The organism is Streptomyces sp. 2P-4, from assembly GCF_030167965.1.
Classification (GTDB): domain Bacteria; phylum Actinomycetota; class Actinomycetes; order Streptomycetales; family Streptomycetaceae; genus Streptomyces; species Streptomyces globosus_A.
This window is the reverse complement of sequence record NZ_CP095011.1, coordinates 1,447,229-1,466,287: the sequence shown is the minus strand read 5'-3', so window position 1 is coordinate 1,466,287 and position 19,059 is coordinate 1,447,229. Positions and strand designations below refer to the sequence as shown.

General features: G+C 74.7%; 21 protein-coding genes and 1 riboswitch. Of the genes, 12 read left to right on the top strand and 9 right to left on the bottom strand.

The window, feature by feature from the left end:
• Window positions 1–24: 24 nt before the first annotated feature.
• A riboswitch (cobalamin riboswitch) is annotated at window positions 25–130 on the bottom strand.
• Window positions 131–260: 130 nt separating this feature from the next.
• From cobG to MUK52_RS06055, 3 genes are read left to right on the top strand one after another with little or no spacing between them, the layout of a single operon-like run.
• A complete protein-coding gene (gene cobG / locus MUK52_RS06065) occupies window positions 261–1,607 on the top strand; it encodes a precorrin-3B synthase (RefSeq protein ID WP_284574971.1) in 1,347 nt (448 codons plus the stop codon).
• Entirely contained in the window at window positions 1,604–2,251 is a 648-nt protein-coding gene (locus MUK52_RS06060; RefSeq protein WP_284574970.1) for a precorrin-8X methylmutase, read from the top strand. The genes cobG and MUK52_RS06060 overlap by 4 nt, the downstream gene beginning before the upstream one ends.
• Window positions 2,248–3,795 carry a precorrin-2 C(20)-methyltransferase gene (locus MUK52_RS06055; RefSeq protein WP_284574969.1) on the top strand — a complete coding sequence of 516 codons (1,548 nt, stop codon included), beginning with the start codon at window positions 2,248–2,250 and terminating at the stop codon, window positions 3,793–3,795. The genes MUK52_RS06060 and MUK52_RS06055 overlap by 4 nt, the downstream gene beginning before the upstream one ends.
• 61 nt (window positions 3,796–3,856) lie before the next feature.
• On the opposite strand, the gene MUK52_RS06050 is transcribed toward MUK52_RS06055, so the two are convergent.
• From MUK52_RS06050 to cbiE, 3 genes are read right to left on the bottom strand one after another with little or no spacing between them, the layout of a single operon-like run.
• On the bottom strand, window positions 3,857–4,645 hold the full coding sequence (locus MUK52_RS06050; RefSeq protein WP_284574968.1) for a cobalt-precorrin-6A reductase: 789 nt from the start codon (window positions 4,643–4,645) through the stop codon (window positions 3,857–3,859).
• Window positions 4,635–5,384, bottom strand: coding sequence for a precorrin-4 C(11)-methyltransferase (cobM, locus tag MUK52_RS06045; RefSeq protein ID WP_114054847.1), 750 nt, complete (start codon window positions 5,382–5,384; stop codon window positions 4,635–4,637). The genes MUK52_RS06050 and cobM overlap by 11 nt, the downstream gene beginning before the upstream one ends.
• Window positions 5,381–6,697: a precorrin-6y C5,15-methyltransferase (decarboxylating) subunit CbiE gene (gene cbiE, locus MUK52_RS06040; protein ID WP_284574967.1), complete on the bottom strand. Its 1,317-nt coding sequence runs from the start codon at window positions 6,695–6,697 to the stop codon at window positions 5,381–5,383. The genes cobM and cbiE overlap by 4 nt, the downstream gene beginning before the upstream one ends.
• Before the next feature lie 378 nt (window positions 6,698–7,075).
• Here cbiE and MUK52_RS06035 point away from each other — a divergent pair, with 378 nt between their 5' ends.
• The gene (locus tag MUK52_RS06035; protein WP_284574966.1) at window positions 7,076–8,482 is read left to right on the top strand and encodes an NAD(P)/FAD-dependent oxidoreductase; all 1,407 of its coding nucleotides are present in this window, start codon (window positions 7,076–7,078) and stop codon (window positions 8,480–8,482) included.
• A gap of 20 nt (window positions 8,483–8,502) precedes the next feature.
• Here the strand turns inward: MUK52_RS06035 and MUK52_RS06030 are convergent, their stop codons facing one another.
• Window positions 8,503–9,495 carry a trypsin-like serine peptidase gene (locus tag MUK52_RS06030; RefSeq protein ID WP_284574965.1) on the bottom strand — a complete coding sequence of 331 codons (993 nt, stop codon included), beginning with the start codon at window positions 9,493–9,495 and terminating at the stop codon, window positions 8,503–8,505.
• A 156-nt stretch (window positions 9,496–9,651) separates the two neighbouring features.
• Here MUK52_RS06030 and MUK52_RS06025 point away from each other — a divergent pair, with 156 nt between their 5' ends.
• The 3 genes from MUK52_RS06025 to MUK52_RS06015 all read left to right on the top strand — a co-directional run bounded on the left by MUK52_RS06025 (window position 9,652) and on the right by MUK52_RS06015 (window position 11,369).
• Window positions 9,652–10,431, top strand: a complete 780-nt coding sequence (locus tag MUK52_RS06025; protein WP_284574964.1) for a tyrosine-protein phosphatase — start codon at window positions 9,652–9,654, stop codon at window positions 10,429–10,431.
• 54 nt (window positions 10,432–10,485) lie between these two features.
• Entirely contained in the window at window positions 10,486–10,821 is a 336-nt protein-coding gene (locus MUK52_RS06020; protein WP_284574963.1) for a DUF6968 family protein, read from the top strand.
• 92 nt (window positions 10,822–10,913) lie between these two features.
• Window positions 10,914–11,369: a GNAT family N-acetyltransferase gene (locus MUK52_RS06015; protein ID WP_284574962.1), complete on the top strand. Its 456-nt coding sequence runs from the start codon at window positions 10,914–10,916 to the stop codon at window positions 11,367–11,369.
• Between the two features lie 302 nt (window positions 11,370–11,671).
• Here MUK52_RS06015 and MUK52_RS06010 read toward each other — a convergent pair whose 3' ends face one another.
• Entirely contained in the window at window positions 11,672–11,800 is a 129-nt protein-coding gene (locus MUK52_RS06010; RefSeq protein ID WP_284574961.1) for a hypothetical protein, read from the bottom strand.
• A 224-nt stretch (window positions 11,801–12,024) separates the two neighbouring features.
• On the opposite strand from MUK52_RS06010, the gene MUK52_RS06005 reads away from it, so the two are divergent.
• Together MUK52_RS06005 and MUK52_RS06000 are read left to right on the top strand one after the other, a co-directional pair.
• Window positions 12,025–12,258: a hypothetical protein gene (locus MUK52_RS06005; RefSeq protein ID WP_284581663.1), complete on the top strand. Its 234-nt coding sequence runs from the start codon at window positions 12,025–12,027 to the stop codon at window positions 12,256–12,258.
• Window positions 12,255–12,512, top strand: a complete 258-nt coding sequence (locus MUK52_RS06000; protein ID WP_284574959.1) for a hypothetical protein — start codon at window positions 12,255–12,257, stop codon at window positions 12,510–12,512. Before MUK52_RS06005 ends, MUK52_RS06000 begins: the two co-directional genes overlap by 4 nt.
• 55 nt (window positions 12,513–12,567) lie before the next feature.
• Here the strand turns inward: MUK52_RS06000 and MUK52_RS05995 are convergent, their stop codons facing one another.
• Genes MUK52_RS05995 through MUK52_RS05985 form a run of 3 tightly spaced genes read right to left on the bottom strand, consistent with a single transcriptional unit; the run spans window position 12,568 to window position 14,257 of the window.
• On the bottom strand, window positions 12,568–13,743 hold the full coding sequence (locus MUK52_RS05995; RefSeq protein ID WP_502963543.1) for a methyltransferase domain-containing protein: 1,176 nt from the start codon (window positions 13,741–13,743) through the stop codon (window positions 12,568–12,570).
• Window positions 13,740–13,904, bottom strand: a complete 165-nt coding sequence (locus MUK52_RS05990) for a hypothetical protein (protein ID WP_284574958.1) — start codon at window positions 13,902–13,904, stop codon at window positions 13,740–13,742. Before MUK52_RS05990 ends, MUK52_RS05995 begins: the two co-directional genes overlap by 4 nt.
• A complete protein-coding gene (locus MUK52_RS05985; protein WP_284574957.1) occupies window positions 13,886–14,257 on the bottom strand; it encodes a hypothetical protein in 372 nt (123 codons plus the stop codon). The genes MUK52_RS05990 and MUK52_RS05985 overlap by 19 nt, the downstream gene beginning before the upstream one ends.
• Before the next feature lie 569 nt (window positions 14,258–14,826).
• Here MUK52_RS05985 and MUK52_RS05980 point away from each other — a divergent pair.
• Both MUK52_RS05980 and MUK52_RS05975 read left to right on the top strand, forming a co-directional pair.
• On the top strand, window positions 14,827–15,585 hold the full coding sequence (locus MUK52_RS05980) for an XRE family transcriptional regulator (protein WP_284574956.1): 759 nt from the start codon (window positions 14,827–14,829) through the stop codon (window positions 15,583–15,585).
• On the top strand, window positions 15,572–16,039 hold the full coding sequence (locus tag MUK52_RS05975; protein ID WP_284581661.1) for an NUDIX hydrolase: 468 nt from the start codon (window positions 15,572–15,574) through the stop codon (window positions 16,037–16,039). Before MUK52_RS05980 ends, MUK52_RS05975 begins: the two co-directional genes overlap by 14 nt.
• A gap of 680 nt (window positions 16,040–16,719) precedes the next feature.
• Here the strand turns inward: MUK52_RS05975 and MUK52_RS05970 are convergent.
• Complete coding sequence (locus MUK52_RS05970) at window positions 16,720–17,805, bottom strand: phosphotransferase (RefSeq protein ID WP_502963542.1); 1,086 nt, start codon at window positions 17,803–17,805, stop codon at window positions 16,720–16,722.
• Window positions 17,806–17,920: 115 nt separating this feature from the next.
• On the opposite strand from MUK52_RS05970, the gene MUK52_RS05965 reads away from it, so the two are divergent.
• Window positions 17,921–19,036 carry a winged helix DNA-binding domain-containing protein gene (locus tag MUK52_RS05965; protein WP_284574954.1) on the top strand — a complete coding sequence of 372 codons (1,116 nt, stop codon included), beginning with the start codon at window positions 17,921–17,923 and terminating at the stop codon, window positions 19,034–19,036.
• Window positions 19,037–19,059 lie beyond the last annotated feature (23 nt).

The following is a 19,059-nucleotide window of genomic DNA, read 5'->3' as shown; positions in this document are numbered from 1 at the left end:
CGCCCCGGGCAGTGGGGACGGCGGGAGTTCCTGGCTCACCCGGCGCCGAGCGGCTGCTCTGCCGGGCTCACAGTGGCGGGACCGCGCCGGAATCGCACCGGGCTTCCTCCCATGTCGCCGTCCTCGGCGATGAGCGGGCCGTGTGGCACGCCGAAGGTCATCTTAGGTGCCGCCGCCCCCGGCCGGGAGTCGGGGAGGGTGGCGTCGGCCACAGCTCACGGGAGCATGGGGGGAGCGCATCGGTGGGTATGCTCGCCGCCATGCCCCAGCCCCCTTCCGCCGTATCGCGGGACGAACCGGTCATACGTGACCGCGGTGACGCCTGCCCGGGCGCACTGCGGCTCCACGCCGCCGACGACGGGTTCCTGGCCCGGATCCGGATCCCCGGCGGCATCCTCGGCGCGGACGCGGCCCGGCTGCTCGCCGACGCAGCGGACCGGCTCGGCGACGGGCACATCGACCTCACCTCGCGCGGCAACGCCCAACTCCGCGGCCTCGGCGCGTCCTGCGGCGGCGAACTGGCCGCCGTCCTGGAGCGGGCCGGGCTGCTGCCTGCGCCCGGGCACGAGCGGGTCCGCAACGTCGTCGCCTCACCGCTGACCGGCCTGGACGGGCGGGGGCGGGCGGACGTCGCACCCTGGGTCGCCCGCCTGGACCGGGAGCTGTGCGCGGAGCCGGCCGCGGCCGCACTGTCGGGGCGGTTCCTGTTCGCCGTCGACGACGGGCGCGGCGACGTGCTGTCCCTGTCCGCCGACGCCAACGTCCTGGCATGCGGGGGCGGGCAGGCGCTGCTGTGGCTCGGGCCGGGCGGCCCGGACTCCCGGGCCGCCCGCGTCGCCGCGGACGACGCGCCGCGCGCCGCCGTGGCAGCCGCCCTGTGCTTCCTCGACGCGGCCCGCGCCGCCGGCACCCGCGCCTGGCGGGTCGCCGAGCTGCCGCCCGAACACCGCCCGGGCGCCGCCGGGTTGGCGGCGCGCCTCGCCGCCGCCGGGATCCCGGCCGAGGTGGTTCCGCTCGACGCCCCGCAGGGCCCAGGCGGGCCCGAGCCCCTGCCCGGCGTGGTGCGCGGCACCCCCGGCGGACCGGCCGCGCTGTCCGTCCTCGCCCCGCTCGGCCGCCTCGACACCGCCCAGTGGCGGCTGCTGGCCAGGCTGTCGGGCCGCATGCGGCTCACGCCCTGGCGGGGCGTCGTCGTCCCCGGGCTCGCCGCCGGCGCCGCGGACTCCGCCCTCGCCGCCCTCGCCCGCGCCGGCCTCGCCACCGCCCCCGACAGCCCCTGGCGGTCCGTCACCGCCTGTACGGGGCGCCCCGGTTGCGCCAAGGCGCTCGCCGACGTACGGGCCGACGCGCGCGCCGTCGCGGCCCGGGCGACCGGACCGCTGCCCGTGCACTGGTCCGGCTGTGAGCGCCGCTGCGGCCACCCCCGCGGCACCGCGTGGGTCGACCTGGTCGCCACCGGCGACGGGTACGCCGTCACGCTCGCCGCAGCCGGAACCGCCGGTCCGGCGCACCGGACCGTGAAGACTTCCGAACTGGCCGCGGTCCTCGCGGACGCACGCCGCACCGACGCATGCCGCACCCCCTCCCACGACGCAGCGAAGAAATGAGCGAGTACACAGTGTTCGAGTACGAGAAGGACGGGGCGGAGATCTACCGCCAGTCCTTTGCCACGATCCGCGCCGAGGCGGACCTCTCCGGACTGCCCGCCTCCGTGGCGCAGGTCGCGGTGCGCATGATCCACGCCTGCGGAATGACCGACCTGCCCCAGGACCTCGGCTACACCCCGGACATCGTGCTCCGTGCACGGGCCGCCCTGCACGCGGGCGCCCCCATCCTCTGCGACGTGCAGATGGTCGCCAGCGGCGTCACCCGCAAGCGGCTCCCCGCCGACAACCAGGTCGTCTGCACCCTCTCCGACCCGGCCGTCCCCGCGCTCGCCGCCCGCATGGGCACCACCCGCAGCGCCGCCGCCCTGGAGGTGTGGCGCGACCGCGGCCTGCTGGAGGGCTCCGTCGTCGCCGTCGGCAACGCCCCGACCGCCCTGTTCCGCCTGCTGGAGATGATCGAGGAGGGCGCCCCGCGCCCGGCCGCCGTCATCGGCGTGCCCGTCGGCTTCATCGGCGCCGCCGAGTCCAAGGACGCCCTCGCCGCGCACCCCTCGAACCTCGACCACCTGGTCGTCCGCGGCCGGCGCGGCGGCAGCGCCCTCGCGGCCGCCGCCCTCAACGCGATCGCGAGCGAGGAAGAATGAGCACCACCGCAGCAACCCCCGCAGCGACCCCCGCAGCCGCCGGGAGCGCGGCCGCCCCGGCCAAGGGCCGCCTCTACGGCGTCGGCCTCGGCCCCGGCGACCCGTCCCTGATGACGCTGCGCGCCGTCGAGGCCATCGCCGAGGCCGACGTCGTGGCCTACCACAGCGCCCGCCACGGCCGCTCCATCGCCCGCTCGATCGCGGCCCGCCACCTGCGCGCCGACCACATCGAGGAGCCGCTGGTCTACCCGGTCACCACCGAGACCACCGACCACCCGGGCGGCTACCAGGGCGCGATGGAGGAGTTCTACGAGGCCTCCGCCGCCCGCCTGGCCGCCCACCTGGACGCCGGCCGCACCGTCGCCGTCCTCGCCGAGGGCGACCCGCTCTTCTACGGCTCCTACATGCACATGCACAAGCGGCTCGCCGACCGGTACGAGGCCGAGGTGATCCCCGGCGTGACCTCGGTCAGCGCCGCCGCCGCCCGCCTCGGCACCCCGCTCGTCGAGGGCGAGGAGGTCCTGACGGTCCTCCCCGGCACCCTCCCCGAGGAGGAGCTCGCCGCGCGGCTCGCCGCGACCGACTCCGCGGTCGTCATGAAGCTGGGCCGCACCTTCCCCGCCGTCCGCCGCGCCCTGGAGACGAGCGGCCGCCTCGCCGAGGCGCGCTACGTGGAGCGGGCCACCATGGACGGCGAGCGGACCGGGCTGCTCGCCGACACCGACCCGGACACCGTCCCCTACTTCTCCGTCGCGGTCGTCCCCAGCCGTGTCGGCAACCCCGGCAGCGTCCCGTCCGGCCCCGGCGAGGTCGCCGTCGTCGGCACCGGGCCCGCCGGACCGCTGTGGCTGACCCCCGAGACGCGGCGGGCGCTGTCCGACGCCGAGGTCCTCGTCGGCTACACCACCTACCTCGACCGGATCCCCGCCCGGCCGGGCCAGATCCGGCACGGCTCCGACAACAAGGTCGAGGCGGAGCGCGCCGAGTTCGCGCTTGACCTCGCCCGCCGCGGCAAGCGCGTCGCCGTCGTGTCCGGCGGCGACCCGGGCGTCTTCGCCATGGCCACCGCCGTCCTGGAGGCCGCCGCGCAGGACGCCTACAAGGACGTGCCCGTACGGGTCCTGCCCGGCGTCACCGCCGCCAACGCGGCCGCCGCCGCGGCCGGCGCCCCGCTCGGCCACGACTACGCCACCGTCTCCCTGTCCGACCGGCTCAAGCCCTGGGAGGTGATCGCGGAACGGCTGCGCGCGGCCGCCGCCGCGGACCTCGTCCTCGCCCTGTACAACCCGGGCTCGCGCAGCCGGACCTGGCAGGTCGCCAAGGCCCGCGACCTGCTGCTGGAGCTGCGCTCCCCGCACACCCCGGTGGTCGTCGCCCGCGACGTGGGCGGCCCGGAGCAGTCCGTCCGCGTCGTGACGCTGGAGACGCTGGAGCCGTCCGAGGTCGACATGCGGACCATCCTGCTGATCGGCTCCTCGCAGACACAGGTCACGGAGCGGCCCGACGGGACCTCCGTCGCCTGGACGCCCCGCCGCTACCCCTGACGGGCGGCGGCAGCCGCAGCAGGGCCCGGGGCACGACGGCGCCGGGCGCTGCCGCGGCGGCTCAGGACCGGCCTGCCGGGCCGTGCAGCCACCGCGCGGCGGCAGCCGCCGTACCCGCCTCCGGCACCCCGGCCGGCACCGGCGGGCGGCGCACCACCAGCACCGGGACACCCGCCTCGCGGGCGGCGGCCAGCTTCGGGGCGGTCGCCTGGCCGCCGCTGTCCTTGGTGACGAGGACGTCGATGCGGTGCCGGGCGAGCAGCGCGCGCTCGTCGTCCAGGCTGAACGGCCCGCGCGCCAGGAGGACTTCCAGGCGCGGCGGCGCGGGCGCCGCCGGCGGGTCCACCGAGCGCACCAGGAACCACGGGTCCGCGAGGTGCGCGAAGGCGTGCAGACCGGTCCGGCCGGTGGTCAGGAACACCCGGCTGCCGAGCCTGGGCAGGAGGGACGCGGCCTCCGCGAGGTCGGCGGCGAACGTCCAGTCGTCCCCCGGCCCGGGCGACCATCCGGGGCGGCGCAGCGCCAGCAGCGGCACGCCCGCCAGCCGGGCCGCGGCCGCCGCGTTGAAGCTCATCCGCTCCGCGAACGGGTGGGTGGCGTCGACGAGATGCGTGACCGCGTGCGCGGCGATCCAGGCGGCGAGCCCCTCCGGCCCGCCGAACCCGCCGATCCGCACCCCGCCCGGCGGCAGCACCGGCGCGGCCACGCGGCCCGCCAGGGACGTCGTCACCCGCCACGGGCGGCCCGCGGCGTCCGCCGCCCCCTCCGCGAGGAGTTCCGCGAGGCGCCGGGCCTCGGTGGTGCCGCCCAGCACCAGGACGTGCGGCGCGGATCCCGCCTCAGCAGACATGCCGGTCGCGCTCGGGCGAGTACAGGTGGCTGTCGCGGAACTGCTCCGCGCCCAGCGTCCGGCCCACGATGATGACGGACGTGCGGACCAGGCCCGCCTCCTTCACCTGCCCGGCGATGTCGGCCAGCGTGCCGCGCAGGACCAGCTCGTCGGGGCGGCTCGCCATCGCCACCACCGCGGCCGGGCACTCGGCCCCGTAGTGCGGCAGCAGCTCCTCCACGACCCGGTCGACGTAGCGGGTCGCCAGGTGCAGCACCAGCAGCGCCCCGCTGCGGCCCAGCGTGGCCAGGTCCTCGCCCGGCGGCATCGGCGTGGCCTGCTGGGCGATCCGGGTCAGGATCACCGTCTGGCCGACCGTGGGCACCGTCAGCTCCCGCTTCAGCGCGGCCGCCGCCGCCGCGAACGCCGGCACGCCGGGCACGACCTCGTACGGGATCCCCGCCGCGTCGAGCCGCCGCATCTGCTCGGCGACCGCGCTGAAGACCGACGGGTCGCCGGAGTGGAGCCGCGCCACGTCCAGGCCCGCCTCGTGCGCCCGGACGCACTCGGCGATGATCTCGTCCAGGTTCAGGCGGGAGGTGTCCACCAGGCGGGCGCCGTCCGGGCACTCGGCGAGCAGCTCGCGCGGGACGAGGCTGCCGGCGTAGAGGCAGACCGGGGCGGCGGCCAGCGTCCGGGCCCCGCGCACCGTGATCAGGTCGGCGGCACCGGGGCCCGCCCCGATGAAGTACACGGTCATGACTGCTGGTCCTTGTCGTCGTCGTCGGAGGATGAGGAGGAGGGAGGGGCGGGGGAGCCGCAAGAGGCCGGGGGAGCGGCCGGCTTGACGACGGACCACTGGGTCACCGGCATCGCCTGCCGCCAGCCCGTGAACCCGCCGACGGGCACGGCGTGCGCGACGGACAGCTTGACCAGGTCGCCGCCGTGGCGGCGGTGCCGCTCGCCGAGGACCGCCTCGGACTCCAGGGTGACCGTGTTCACGACGAGCCGGCCGCCGGGCGGCAGCGCCTCCCAGACCGCGTCCAGCAGACCGGGCGCGGTCAGCCCGCCGCCGACGAACACCGCATCCGGGGTGGGCAGTCCGGCCAGCGCCGCGGGAGCCGAGCCGGTCACCACGCGCAGCCCGGGCACGCCGAGCGCGGCCGCGTTGCGGCCGATCCGGCCGGCCCGCTCCGGGACGCGCTCCACCGCGACCGCCCGGCAGGACGGGTGCGTCCGCATCCACTCGATGCCGATCGAGCCGGAGCCGCCCCCGATGTCCCACAGCAGCTCCCCGGGCGCCGGGGCCAGCGCGCACAGCGTCGCCGCCCGCACATGGCGCTTGGTGAGCTGGCCGTCGTGCTCGTACGCCGCATCCGGCAGGCCCGGCGTCGCGCCGAGCCGCGGGACCGCGGAGGCCGGGTCCCGGCGGCAGTCCACCGCCACCACGTTCAGCGGGTCGCCCGGCGGACGGTCCCAGCCGTCGGCGGTGCCCTCGTACGCGTCCTCGCGCTCCGAGCCGAGCTGCTCCAGCACCCGCATGCGGCTCGGGCCGAAGCCCCGCTCGCGCAGCAGCGCCGCGATCTCGCGCGGGCTCGCCGCACCGGAGCTGAGGACGAGCACCCGGCGGCCGTCGTGCAGGGCCGCGGCGAGCCGGGCCACGGGACGGCCGACGACCGTCACGACCTCCGTGTCCTCCACCGGCCACCCGAGGCGGGCGCAGGCGTACGACACGGACGACGGGTGGGGGTGCACCCGCAGGGCCTCGGGCCCGAGCTCCTCGGACAGGGCGCGGCCGATCCCGTAGAACATGGGATCCCCGCTGGCCAGGACGGCGATACGGCGCCCGGCGTGCTCGGCGGCGAGCCGCGGCACGGCGGGCCGCAGCGGACTCGGCCACGCCACGCGCTCCCCGGGGCACTCGCCGGCGGGCAGCAGGTCGAGCTGCCGCGGCCCCCCGATCAGCACCTCGGCGGAAGCGAGGACGTCTTGCGCGGCGGCGGCAAGCCCACCCCACCCGTCGGCACCGACGCCGACGACCGAAACGGGCACGGGGGGCGGTACGGGGCTCACGGCGCGCTACCTCGGGATCGGAACGGAGACGGCTGACAGGACGGCGCATCGAGGATGTCGAGCGGGCGGGCCGCGCGACGGCGGACCGACCCGCACAACCGGCCCGTACACCCGGCCCGCACAACCGGCCCGACGGCACGCCCGGCGCCGAACCCGCAGCCTACTGTCCGGTCACCCGCCCCGATCGCCCGCCCCCCGCCACCAGCGCCCCCACCTGCACCGAGGGCGCGCCCCGGCCGCCGGCTCGCATGCCGCGCGCCGGTGCAGGCCCGTCGCACCGGGGGCGCCCTCGTATGAGACCGTCCGCCCCCGGAGTGCGCCGGGGCGCCCCGGATGGGGCCTCAACCCGGGCCCGCCCCCCGCGGCAGACTCGGCCGCATGGACGACGACACGGACAACCACCCAGGCGCCGACGACCACGCCGTCGTGCTCGGCGGCGGACTGGCCGGCCTGCTCGCGGCACGGGTCCTCGCAGCGCGCTTCGCCCGGGTGACCGTCGTGGAGCGGGACGAACTCCCCGACACCGGCCCGGCCTTCCGGCGCGGCGTGCTCCAGTCCAGACACGTCCACGTGCTCTGGGCGCGCGGCCTCGACACCATGGAGGAACTCCTCCCCGGTACCACCCGCGAGCTGCTGGCCGGCGGCGCGTCCCTGCTGGAGTCGCCCCGCGACTTCCTGTGGCTCAGCTCCGCCGACTGGTTCGGCCAGGTGCCCGGCGCGCGCCTGCTGATCGCCGGCCGGGAGCTGATCGACTGGACGCTGCGCCGCGAGGTCCTGCGCGACGACCGCATCCGCATCCGCGCGGGCGTCCCCGCGGACGGCCTCCTCACCGGCCCGGACGGCCGTACCGTCACCGGAGTCCGGCTCCGCGGCGGCGAGCGGCTCCCGGCCCGCTTCGTCGTCGACGCGACCGGCCGCGGCTCCCGCGCCCCCGCCTGGCTCGCCGCCCTCGGCCTGCCCGCCCCGCAGACCACCCGCTTCGACTCCCACCTCGGCTACTCCAGCCGGTACTACTCCCTCCCGCCCGACCCGGAGCGGCGCTGGCACGGCATGTACGTGCAGGGCCGCCCCGACATCCCGCGCGGCGGGGTGCTCGTACCCCTGCACGACGGTCGCTGGCTCGCCACCCTCATCGGCAACGGCGAGCACGCCCCGCCGACCGGCGACGCCGAGTTCCTGGAGTACACGCGGACGCTGCGCAGCCCGGCCATGTACGACGCCCTGCGCGGCGCCGAACCGCTGTCCTCGCCGACCGGCTTCCGCAGCACCTCCAACGAGCGCCGCCACTTCGAGCGGCTGGACCGCTGGCCGCCGGGCTTCGCGGTGCTCGGGGACGCCGCCTGCCGCTTCAACCCCGTGTACGGGCACGGCATGACCGTGGCCGCGCTCGCCGCCGGCGCCCTGGCCGCCGCCATCCGCGGACTCACCCCGGGCGAGGTCGCCGCGGCGTCCCGCCGCATCCAGACGCGCACCGCCGCCGTCGCCGACACCGCCTGGCAGATCGCCACCAGCGAGGACATGCGCTACCCGGGCACGGAGGGCCCGCCCGCGGACCGGGCGACGAAGGTGCTCCAGCACTACATGGCGCGGGTCATCGCCGGTGCGAACAGCGACCCGGCGCTCTCCCGCCCCTTCTTCCGCGTGCTGTCGCTGTCCGAGCCGCCCGAGACGCTGCTGCGACCGGCGACGGTCGTACGGGTGCTGTCCAGGTGGCGGCTGCCCTCGGCCCCGCCGCTGACGGCCGCCTACCCCGCCCACCACGGCGGCCCGCCCGCCCGGGGCTGAGGCGCCGGGCCGGCGGCCCGCTACCCGGCCCGGGTGGCCCGTTCGTACAGCTCGCGGGTCGCGTCGCCGAAGCGGATGCTGTAGGAGGTCCACTCGTCGCCGCCGCCGTCCCGGCCGCCGATGACGCCGATCAGGGTGCGGCCGCCGGCCAGGACGGGCCCGCCGCTCGTGCCGTTCGGGACGTCCGCGCAGTCCAGCCGCAGCTGTGTGGCCGACTCGGCGACGGCGGTGGTGGAGCAGTCCAGCGGCTGCTCCGCGCCGCCCGGATAGCCGACGAGCCGCGCCGGCAGCGGCAGCCCGGCCCCGAACCGGACCGGGTACGCGCCGGCCGTGTCCTCCAGCCGCTCGCCGGGGCGGCCGGGGCGGCGGACGCGCAGGAACGCGATGTCGTGGTCCGGGTCCTGGGAGGCCGCCCAGCGGGGGTGCACGTGGATCCGGGTGGGCACCCACACGCCGTGCGGGGCCTGCCCGTCCCGGTAGCCCGGCACGAAGACGAGGTTCGTGCGGAAGCCCAGCAGCGGGCGGTGCACGCAGTGCGCGGCCGTGGCCACCAGGTCGCCGCCGGGCGCGTGCACGACGACGCCCGAGCAGTGGTGGGGGCCGTCGCCGTCCCCGCCGGGCGAGAACAGCGCCCCGATCGCCGGCTCGGCGGCGGCGGGGCGCGCGGCGAGCGGCCCGGAGGGCGCCTGCCCGGCCGACTGCCCGCCGCCGGCAGCCGCGCCGGGCGCCTCGGCCGGGCCGGGGGCCTCGCCCGGCCCGCTCCGCCCGGCCGCCGGGACCTGCCGTACGCCCCCGGCCAGCAGGGCCGCGGCGGCGCGGTCGCCGTCCGCGGGATCCGCCGCGTAGCTGCCGCGCGCCCGGTCGCCGGTGGCCGAGTGCGCGAGGATCCCGGGCAGCCCCCACGCGTACGCCGCCCCGCCGGCGGCCAGCAGCGCCGCGCCCGCGCCGACGAGGAGCCGGACCCGCAGACGCCGCGGGCGGCGGCCGCTGCCGCTGCGGCTGGTGCTGACCATGTGGAACTCCCGCCCGGACGGCTGCACGACACCCGGTCCGGCGGCCGCGCCCGCGCCCGGGGTCCCCGTACCCTACGCGCCCGCCTCGCGGCGGGGCGCAGCAGACGGCATCCTTGATCGGCAAGAGCCGCCGAAACCCGCCCCGAGGAGCCGCAGTTGACCGCCATCCGACAGCAACCGCAGCATACGGCAGCCGTCCGCCAGCACCCCCGGCGCCACGTCCCCTTCGACCGGCTCCACAACTTCCGCGACCTCGGCGGCTACCGCACCGCCGGCGGCCGCACCGTGGCGTGGGGCCTGCTCTACCGCGCCGACTCCCTCGGCAAGCTGCGCGGCGCGGACTGGGAGCGCTTCCTCGGGCTCGGCGTGCGGACCGTCGTCGACCTGCGCTACCCGTGGGAGATCGAGGCCAAGGGCCGGATCCCCGAACCTGAACGGTTCACGTACGCCAACCACAGCATCGAGCACCGCCCGTACGACCAGTCCGCCATCGACCCGGACGTCGACCCCTGGCGCTACCTCGCCGACCGGTTCGCGGAGGTGGCCGAGGACGGCGCCGCCGAGATCCGGCAGGTCCTGGAGCTGCTCGCCGAGGGGCCGGGGCCGGCGGTGTTCCACTGCACGTCCGGCAAGGACCGCACCGGGCTCGTCGCCGCGCTCGTCCTGACCCTCCTGGAGGTGCCCGAGGAGCAGATCCTCGCCGACTTCGCCCTGACCGAACTGGCCACCGCCCGCCTCCTGGCCGACTGGCACGAGGCCAACCCGGGCCGCACCATGCGCTGGCCCTCGTACGGCCGGGCGCCGGCGACCGTGATGTCCCTGGCCCTCGCCGACCTGACCACCCACCACGGCTCGCCGGCCGCGTACCTCACGGACCGTGTCGGCATCACGCGGCACACCGCGGAACGCCTCAGGGAGCGCCTGCTGGTGCCGTGAGCGGGGCCTGCAAGGATGGCGGCGACCACGAGGCCCCACCCCTCCGGAGGACCGATGACCCCCGCCGCCCACCCCCTGGGCACGCTGATCGCCGACCGCCGCCTGGAGGCCGTACCGCGCGCGGGCGAGGGCGCCCCCTTTCCGCTCGCCCTCGAACTCGGCGCCCCCTACCCCGATCCGGACCCCTCCGGCGACTGGATCTGCCCCTGCCGCATCGACGGCCTCGACGGCTCAGAGGTGCACGAGGTCCACGGCATCGACGGCATCCAGGCCCTCACCCTCGCCGCGGACCTCCTGCGCCGCCTCCTCGCCCAGGAGGCCGAGGAGCGCGGCCTCACCTTCAGCTGGCTCGGCGAGCACGGCCTGCAGGCCGCCGACGTCCTCCACTGACGGAGCCCCGGGGGAACCGCCCCCGCCCCCGTCCCGCATCATCGGTGGACCGCACGGCGGGGGACCGGCCCCCGCGACCGAAGGGTGAGCCCATGTCGACCGGCATCCAGATCCGACCCGTCCGCGCCGGGGACTTCGCGCAGTGGCGCGTCCTCTACCGCGGCTACGCCGACTTCTACGAGGTCGACCAGACCGAGGAGATGGCGGCGACCGTGTGGTCCTGGCTGGACGACCCCGGCCACGAGGTGTCCGGCCTCGTCGCCGAGGCGGCCGACGGCCGGCTGGTCGGCCTCGCCCACTACCGCCCCTTCGCCCGCCCCCTGTCCGCCACGACGGGCTGCTACCTGGACGACCTCTTCGTCGCCCCGGAAAGCCGCGGCTCGGGGGCCGCGGACCTCCTCCTCACGGCCCTGCGCGACCTGGCGGCGGAGCACGGCTGGAGCGTCGTCCGCTGGATCACCGCGGACGACAACCACCGAGCCCGCAGCAAGTACGACCGGGTCGCCACCCGCACGATGTGGATCACCTACGACATGCCGACCTCCTGACGCGGCCCGTCTGCGCGGCCCTGGGCACTGAGGCCGGTGCTGGGCTGCCCCGTGCCGGCCAAAGCCGGCCGCGCTTCTCGAAGACGACGTACAGGTTCGTGCAGACCACTGCCCATCACCAGCACCGCGAACGGATGGCCGCCCGCCCCGTGCAGCTCCGGCACGGGAGTCGGATGAGGCCGCTACCGGTCGGTTTCTGTCATACGGTCGGCTTCTGAGCATGTACTCCAGCCGGTGGTTGCGCGGTAGCGTCCCCACCAGCTCCGCGACCGCCTCAAGGCGCTTTCCTTCCTGCGCCCCGATCACACCTCGTACATCTCGCCGAGTGCGACGGCGTGCTCCTGGGCAGAACAACCCGCGTCGAGGCCGGTAAGACCTTCAACCAGGTGGTGTCCTGCGCCCGCTAGATAGAAGGCGATCGTCACGGACACGAGCAGCACCTTTGCGCCACGCGGGGGGTAAGTGGGCCCGGCGCGGAACCCTCGAACCGCGTTACCAACGATCCTCAGCATCCGCCGGCCCCACGTATCACCGGGTGGAGTTGAACTCGTCATCTTCTGCCTCCTGTTGGCGTGAACGCCCGCCCAGTGACGGGCCCAGCCAGTTTGGCAGCGTGAGTTGACTCACCCCGACGGTTCAGTAGAAGAGGGGGCAGATTTGGCCATTCACTAAGCGCGCCGCCCGCACCCTCGTACAGACCGCGGTCGCCCTGGCCGTCGCCCTGCCCGCCATCGTCGGCGCTGCCGGCATCCCCCCGCACCTGCCGTGGGTGGCCGCGGCTCTCGCCGTCGCCGGTGGCCTCGCCCGCGTCATGGCCCTGCCGGCCGTCGAGGCCCTGCTCGACCGCATCGGCCTGGGCCTGGTCGACCAGGACGGAGCCACCGAGTGACCAACCCGCCGGGCGAGGGCGACGTCGCCCTCGAACTGGAACGCCTGCGGGCCGTGGTCGAGGTCGGCATGACCCGCATCGACGGAAGCCTCGCCCTGCTCGTGCAGCGCAGCGATCAGACCGACAAGCAGATAGCCGACCATGAGCAGCGCCTCGACGCCCTGGAACGCGGTCGCTGGCCCCTGCCCGTTGCGGCCCTGGTCGCCGCTGTCGGCCTGCTGCTCGCACTCTGGCAGGCCGGCACCGCCCGCTGACGCACAGCGCCCCCGCACGGCCCCACGTGGGCCCGTGCGGGGGCGCCTTCTGCGTTCACACGCCCCAGTGGTTGTCCGGGTGGTCCAACCATGCGCGGTGCCCCTGCGGACCTACGGTGAGGCCGAACTGTTCCACGGCGGGCCGGCCCTCGTTGATCCACCACCCGTACGCCTCGAAGACCTCGTCCCACACCCGGCGCGGCCCGGACTGCCATACCTGCGCGTCCTCCTGGCCGTCGAGGAACATCACGCACGCCCAAGACAGGTCAGAGCGGCTGTAGAACCACACCGGCCGCGCACCGTCCCGCTTGTCCGCGACGGCCTGCACGACGTCCGGCACACGCAGCCCGAGCACGAACGGCAGGTCGGTGTACCGGCCGGTGACGAACTCCGCCTCGGTCACCTCCGCCGTGCTCGTCGCCGCGTCCGCGAACGCGCCCGCCCCCATGTACTCGGCGTGCGGCCGGGCGCCCGCCCGCTGCGCGCGGAGCTTCATGAACTCCACGTGCCGGGTGAACCGCCCAGAAGCCTCCCCGCCCTTGACCCGCAGGCAGGCGACGGCGTCGCCGGAGGTGAAGTGCGTCCCCCACTGGGCGACGAGCAGCCCCCCGTCGCGGACCTGCTCCACCCACGCGCCGGGGAAGCTGCGCACACCGACCGTGGCGAGGATCCGGTCGTACGGGCCGCCCGCCGGGTGACCCTCGAAGCCGTCCCCCACCACGACACGGGGGTACAGCCCCAGCGTGCACAGCCGCTCGCGGGCGTGGGCAGACACTGCGCGGTCGACCTCGATCGTCGTCACGTTGCTGCTGCCCAGCCGGTGCGCGAGGGCCCCGGCCGTCTCGCCCGTCCCGGTGCCCACGTCGAGGACCGTCATGCCGTCGTCGACGTCCAGGTCGTGCAGCAGGGAGTAGACCACGGACGGCATGGACGAGGACGAGGTCGACACCTTGCCCGGCTCCCGGCCGCGGTGCCGGCCGTCGTCCCACTGCGTCACGATCGGGTCGTTGGCGTCCGCCGCTGCGAACCACCGTTCGGGATCCTCCGTGCGGTCCACAGCCACGCTGGTCTGCCGTGCGATGTCGAAGGGCCACATCAGGTCGGGCAGGAACGCGGCGCGGTCCACGGCCGCGAAGGTCGGCGCCCAGTCCGACGACATCGCGCGGGTATCCATCAGGAGCCGCCCCAGCTCCTTACGGCTGGGGCGGTCCACACGAGCATCACGCGTCACTTGCGGTGCGTCCCGTCACCGGGCGGCGTGCTGCCGTCGGGGTTCGGCGGGTCCTGCGGAGGCGTCCAGGGCTGGCCCGGGTGCCCGTCGCTGCTCTGGTCGTCGCCTCCGCCGCTGCCGTGCTCGCCGCCGTCGGCGGCCGTCATGAACTCGATACGCACAGGTACTCCTTCGTCTCGAACGAACAGGTACTTGCAGACCGACCCGACCGCAGGGAGGCCGGGAACACCCGGTGGTCGTCGGGGTGGCCGAACCGCATGTGCGCGAGCATGCACTCGGTGATCTCCTCGACCCCGTACCCACGCGCGGCCGCCGCCCGCAGGTCGTCGCGAAGCTCTCGGCACTGCTCGCACACCGCAGGGTCGACCGGACCGGGCCGCGGCGTGGTCAGCCGAGCCCACTCCGCCAAGACGTCGTCCGGGCCCAACTGCACCCCGAGGGCAACGATGTTGTCCGCCAGCTCGACCACGTGCGCGTCAAGGTGCGCCCGCGTCGGGCGCCACGGGGCGCTCACGCCGCCGCCTGGAAGTCGGCCGCGGCGCGGTGCGGGTGCTGCCTGATCGTCTTGTTCGCGGCGTGCAGGCTGACCGCGCTGCCCAGCGGCCGGACCGTCTCCCGGTGGCGGGCCGCGGCCTCGCAGATCGGGCACCACCCTGCACCGGCACCGGCTCAAGGGCCGGCGTGCCCAGCACCAGGGCCGCCCCGGTCTGACCGCTGCTCATTGCGCAGTCCCTCCAGTCCGGCCGCGACGGCCCGCAAGATCGCCGGAGAACCCGTCACCGTGGATCGGACCGGCGCCGCGTCGGCCGGCACCCACTCCGGCACCGGGCAGTCCTCCCGCCCCAGCCTGTGAAAGGCCTTCCGAGCTATGGCAACGTCCAGTTCGCCCAGCCGTCGTACGCGCTTCGGAAGCTCCTGCGCCATGGCCGCCGCGCCCCTCCCGCCTTGGTGTGATGACTCTCCGTGGTGGTGCGGTATCGATGTTGCGACGTCAAGGGGGGCGTTCCCACCCCGTTTGCAGGACGTTTGGGACGTTCTCTGGCTAGCGTTCGTGCAGGGCCGTACGTCCCTGGGAGGCGAACAATGAATCACGCCCTGCGTCGGGCCATGGCCGATGCGAACATGACCGAAACGCAGCTCGCAGAGCATTGCGGGGTCGACGCCAAAACGGTGGCCCGCTGGATCGCCGAGCCAAACCGCATCCCTCACGCCCGGCACCGGTGGGCGGCCTGCGAGGCTTTACGTGAGGAGGAACAGAACTTGTGGCCCACTGCGATCCGTTCGGCCGTCACGACAGGGCCGAACCGCGAACTCGTCCAGGTCTACCCCTACCGCTCGGCGGCGCCCGCCAGCCTCTGGCGTTCCCTGATCACCAAGGCGCGGCGTGAACTGGTTTTCGCCGGCTACACCAACTACTTCCTGTGGCTGGAGCAGGCGAACTTGAGCGGCGCCCTGCGGCGAAAGGCTCAGACCGGATGCCGGATCCGCTTCCTGATCGGCGACCCGGACAGTCCTGTGACTGCCGCACGGGAGGAAGAAGAAGGCGTGCCGCTCACCCTCTCAACGCGGATCGCCGTCACCCTTGCCGAGCTGGCAAAGCTCCAGGACGTACCCGAAATCGAAGGCCGCTTCGAGACGGGGCACGTCGGTCTGTCCGTCTTCCGCTTCGATGACGAGATGATCGTGACCCCGCTCCTGGCCCGCAAGGTGGGACACGACTCGCCAATGATGCACCTGCGACGCTGCCAAGCAGATGGCATGTTCGACCGCTTCGCCGCCCACGTCGAGGAGCTGTGGAGCCGTGGACGCGACATCCGGGAGGCTGCCCATGCCCAGGCGTGATTACGAAGACGACCCGAACGCGCCGAAGGCGAACAGCTTGGTTCCCGCGGCCTCGGCTGTCGTCGTGGACGACGCCGGCCGTGTTCTTTTGCAGCGGCGCACGGACAACGGAATGTGGGCGCTGCCCGGCGGCGTGATGGAACTGGGAGAGTCCATCGCGCAGTGTGCGGTCCGGGAGACGCTGGAGGAGACCGGTATCACCGTGGAGATCACGGGAATCGTGGGGACGTACACCAACCCCGGGCACGTGTTCGCGTACGACGACGGCGAGGTACGACAGGAATTCTCCATATGCCTGCTCGCCCGCCCCACCGGCGGCACCCTCCGGGCGTCGGATGAGTCCTTCGAGGTCGCGTGGTTCGCCCCTGAAGCGATCGACGACCTGCCGATGGTTTCGAGCATCCGCAAGCGGCTCAACGACTGGCGGGCCGATGCCGGCCCCGCGATCCGCTGAGGGCGGGCCCGCCCCGCTGCGCCACAGCGCCCCCGTCCGGGACCGGGGGCGCTGCTTGTTTCCGCAGGCCAGGCCGCGAGTGTTTTAGCGCTGGTGTTGCAGGACAATGTGGAGCACGCACTGGGCAGCCTCCTGGGGGAGCTCCGCCCCGACGTCGTGTTCACCGCCCAGGAAGGATCAGCGCGGCTGGCCGAACTGGCGAAGCCGACCACCCTCGTCGCCGGCCTGCTCCACTCCGTCTCCGCCACCGGCCTGGGCGTACTCGCCGGCCGTCCCCACTACGGGCTGGCCGTGTCGAAGTTCGTCCGCGACCGGACACCCCACACGCCCGGCACCCGCACCCCATCCCCGCCAAGGGCGCCGAGCTGCTGCACCAGCTCGTGTCTACGACATGGAGCCGCTGTACCGCAGCCACTGCCTGCTGCTGGTCCCGTCCACTGTGGAAGACGCCTTCCCCCGCGTGATCGTCGAGGCCGCGCTCCACGGCGTCTCGGTACCAACCGGGGCGGGATCCCCGAAGCCATCGGCGACGCCGGAATCGTCCTTCCCGCCACCGCCCGCCCCGAGGCGCGGGCGAGAGCAATCCGAGACGTGGACTGTGAGGCGTTGGGAGAGCGGGCACGGACCAGAGCGGCACGTTTTACCCGCCCGTGCATCCCAGAGCTCCGGGAGCTGGGGATTTAGAGAGCGCCGCCGAACGCCCGCTCCACCTTGTCGAGCCGCTCCGTCCACCAGTGGAGGAGCGCCTCGTCGGCGGTGAACAGATCGTCGCAGGAGTGGTCGCCCCGGTGGTAGTGCAATTCGAGCTGCCAGAAGTCCGTCATCCGCTTCCACCACAGGCGGCGTCCGGCGTCGCGCAGCGCGGTCGGCTCCAACGGGACCACCGAGCAGTAGCCGTTCACGAAGGCCGCCACCCGCTCCAGGTCGAAGACGCCCTCCACCCCGAACTGCACCTGTGCTGTACGGACGACCTCCTCGGCGTACGGGCGGACGCCCAGCCGGTCCCAGTCCAGGACGGCCGTCAGCTCGCCGTCGGCCCAGAGGAGGTTCCGGTACCGGAAGTCGCCGTGCGTCCAGCCGTACGGCCCTGCGGGAACGTCTCTCTCAGGGCGCAGGGCCGCGTACTCGGCGAGCAGCCCCCGGCGCTTGGCGAGGGCGTCGAGCGCCGCCGCGTCAAAGGCGTCGCCGGTACCGCGGGCCCGCGCAGCAGCGGCGAGCCGGTCGGTTTTCTCCGCCGCCCGTTCCGGCGTGACGACGTCCGCGGTGAGGCTGTCGGGAACAGGAGAGAGGACCCCGGTTTCGGCGGCGTGCCCGAGCGTCAGGTGGAGTCTGGCGAGGAGCGTGCCCAGGCTCCTTGCCTGAGCGTGGGGAAGGTCCACGCCACGAACGTGCGCTCCTTGTCCCCAGGGGAACAAGCAGTACCCGCTCCCACCGACCTCGACCACGACCCCACCCGACGAGCCCACCACAGGGACGATCACCGGAATGCCGGCCTCAGCCAGGGCCGGCAACACGGCAAGATTGCGGCGCAACCCGTCGAGCGGCACATCCGTGACCCGCTTGAGAGCGAAGGCCCCCCGCAGCGTGTCCAGCTGCCAGTTCACGTTCATGAGGCCATCAGCCAGATGACGCCAGCCGACGACATCCCCGAGGTCGAACTCCTTGACCAGTTCAGCAAGATCATTAGAGGACATGCGGTGCCTGCTCGCCACGTGTGCGTTGGTCACCTTGGCGACGATACGTGAGCTGGGCGCTCGGGCGCACAAGGATCACCATGCGGCACCGGGCATCCGTGGTCTGATCGACACTTGTACTCTCCCCGCTCCGGTGCGTCCGGCAATGCGGACGGAACCTGTCCGCCGTCGGGGATAGCGTGCTGCCATGGCCTCCAGGACGACGCACCCCGTACTCGGCACCCGCGCGCTCAACCGTGCCACCCTCGCCCGGCAGATGCTGCTTGAGCGGGTTCCCGTGGAGGCGGGGGAGGCCGTTTCGCGGCTGGTCGGGCTTCAGGCGCAGAATGTGCGGCCTCCCTATTTCCAGTTGCACGCCCGCCTCGCCTCCTTCCGTCCTGCCGGGCTGGCCGCGGCCATGGAGGCGCGGGAGGTCGTGCGGATGGTGACGCTGCGGTCCACCATCCACACGCATACCGCGCACGACGCGCTGACCCTGCGGCCCCTCGTGCAGGCCGCGCGGGATCGGGAGGTGGCACAGTTCCGGAAGGGGCTCGGCGGGGTGGACCTGGAGCGGTTGACGCGGCGGGTGCGGGACTACGTCGAGGACGAGCCGCGGACCATGGCCGAGATCCGGGCCGAGCTGCTGCGGGAGTGGCCCGGGGCCGATCCGCTGGGGCTGTCCGTGGCGGCCACCCGGCGGCTGGCGCTCGTCCAGGTGACGCCCCGCGGGGTGTGGGGCCGCAGCGGGCAGGTGCGGCTGACGACCGTGGAGCGGTGGCTCGGCGCCGAGGCCGTCTCCGCCGCGCAGGAGCGGCCGCAGGGCGTCGACGACCTCGTGCTGCGTTACCTGGGGGCCTTCGGGCCCGCGTCCGTCAAGGACATGCAGGTGTGGGCGGGGACGACCCGGCTGCGGGAGGCCTTCGAGCGGCTCCGGCCGGAGTTGGCGGTCTTCCGCGACCCTGAGGGCGTCGAGCTGTTCGACCTGCCCGGTGCGCCGCGGCCCGACGAGGACACGCCCGCCCCGCCCCGCTTCCTGCCGGAGTTCGACAACCTGCTGCTCTCGCACGCCGACCGCAGCCGCGTCATCCCGCCCCGGCTCAAGGGGCGCAGCTGGTCGGGCAACCAGGCCCACTGCACGCTCCTCGTCGACGGGTTCCTCGCCGGGCTGTGGCGGCTGCAGGACGGCGGCGGTCTCACCGTCGAGCTGTTCGACACGATCGGCGCCGCGCAGAAGGACCGCGTCGTCGCCGAAGGGGAGCGGCTGCTCGCCGGCATGACCGAGCGGAACGGGGCCGTCCGATTCGGGTCAATCCGCGGCTGACGCCGCTCTGGTGGGCCCCGCAC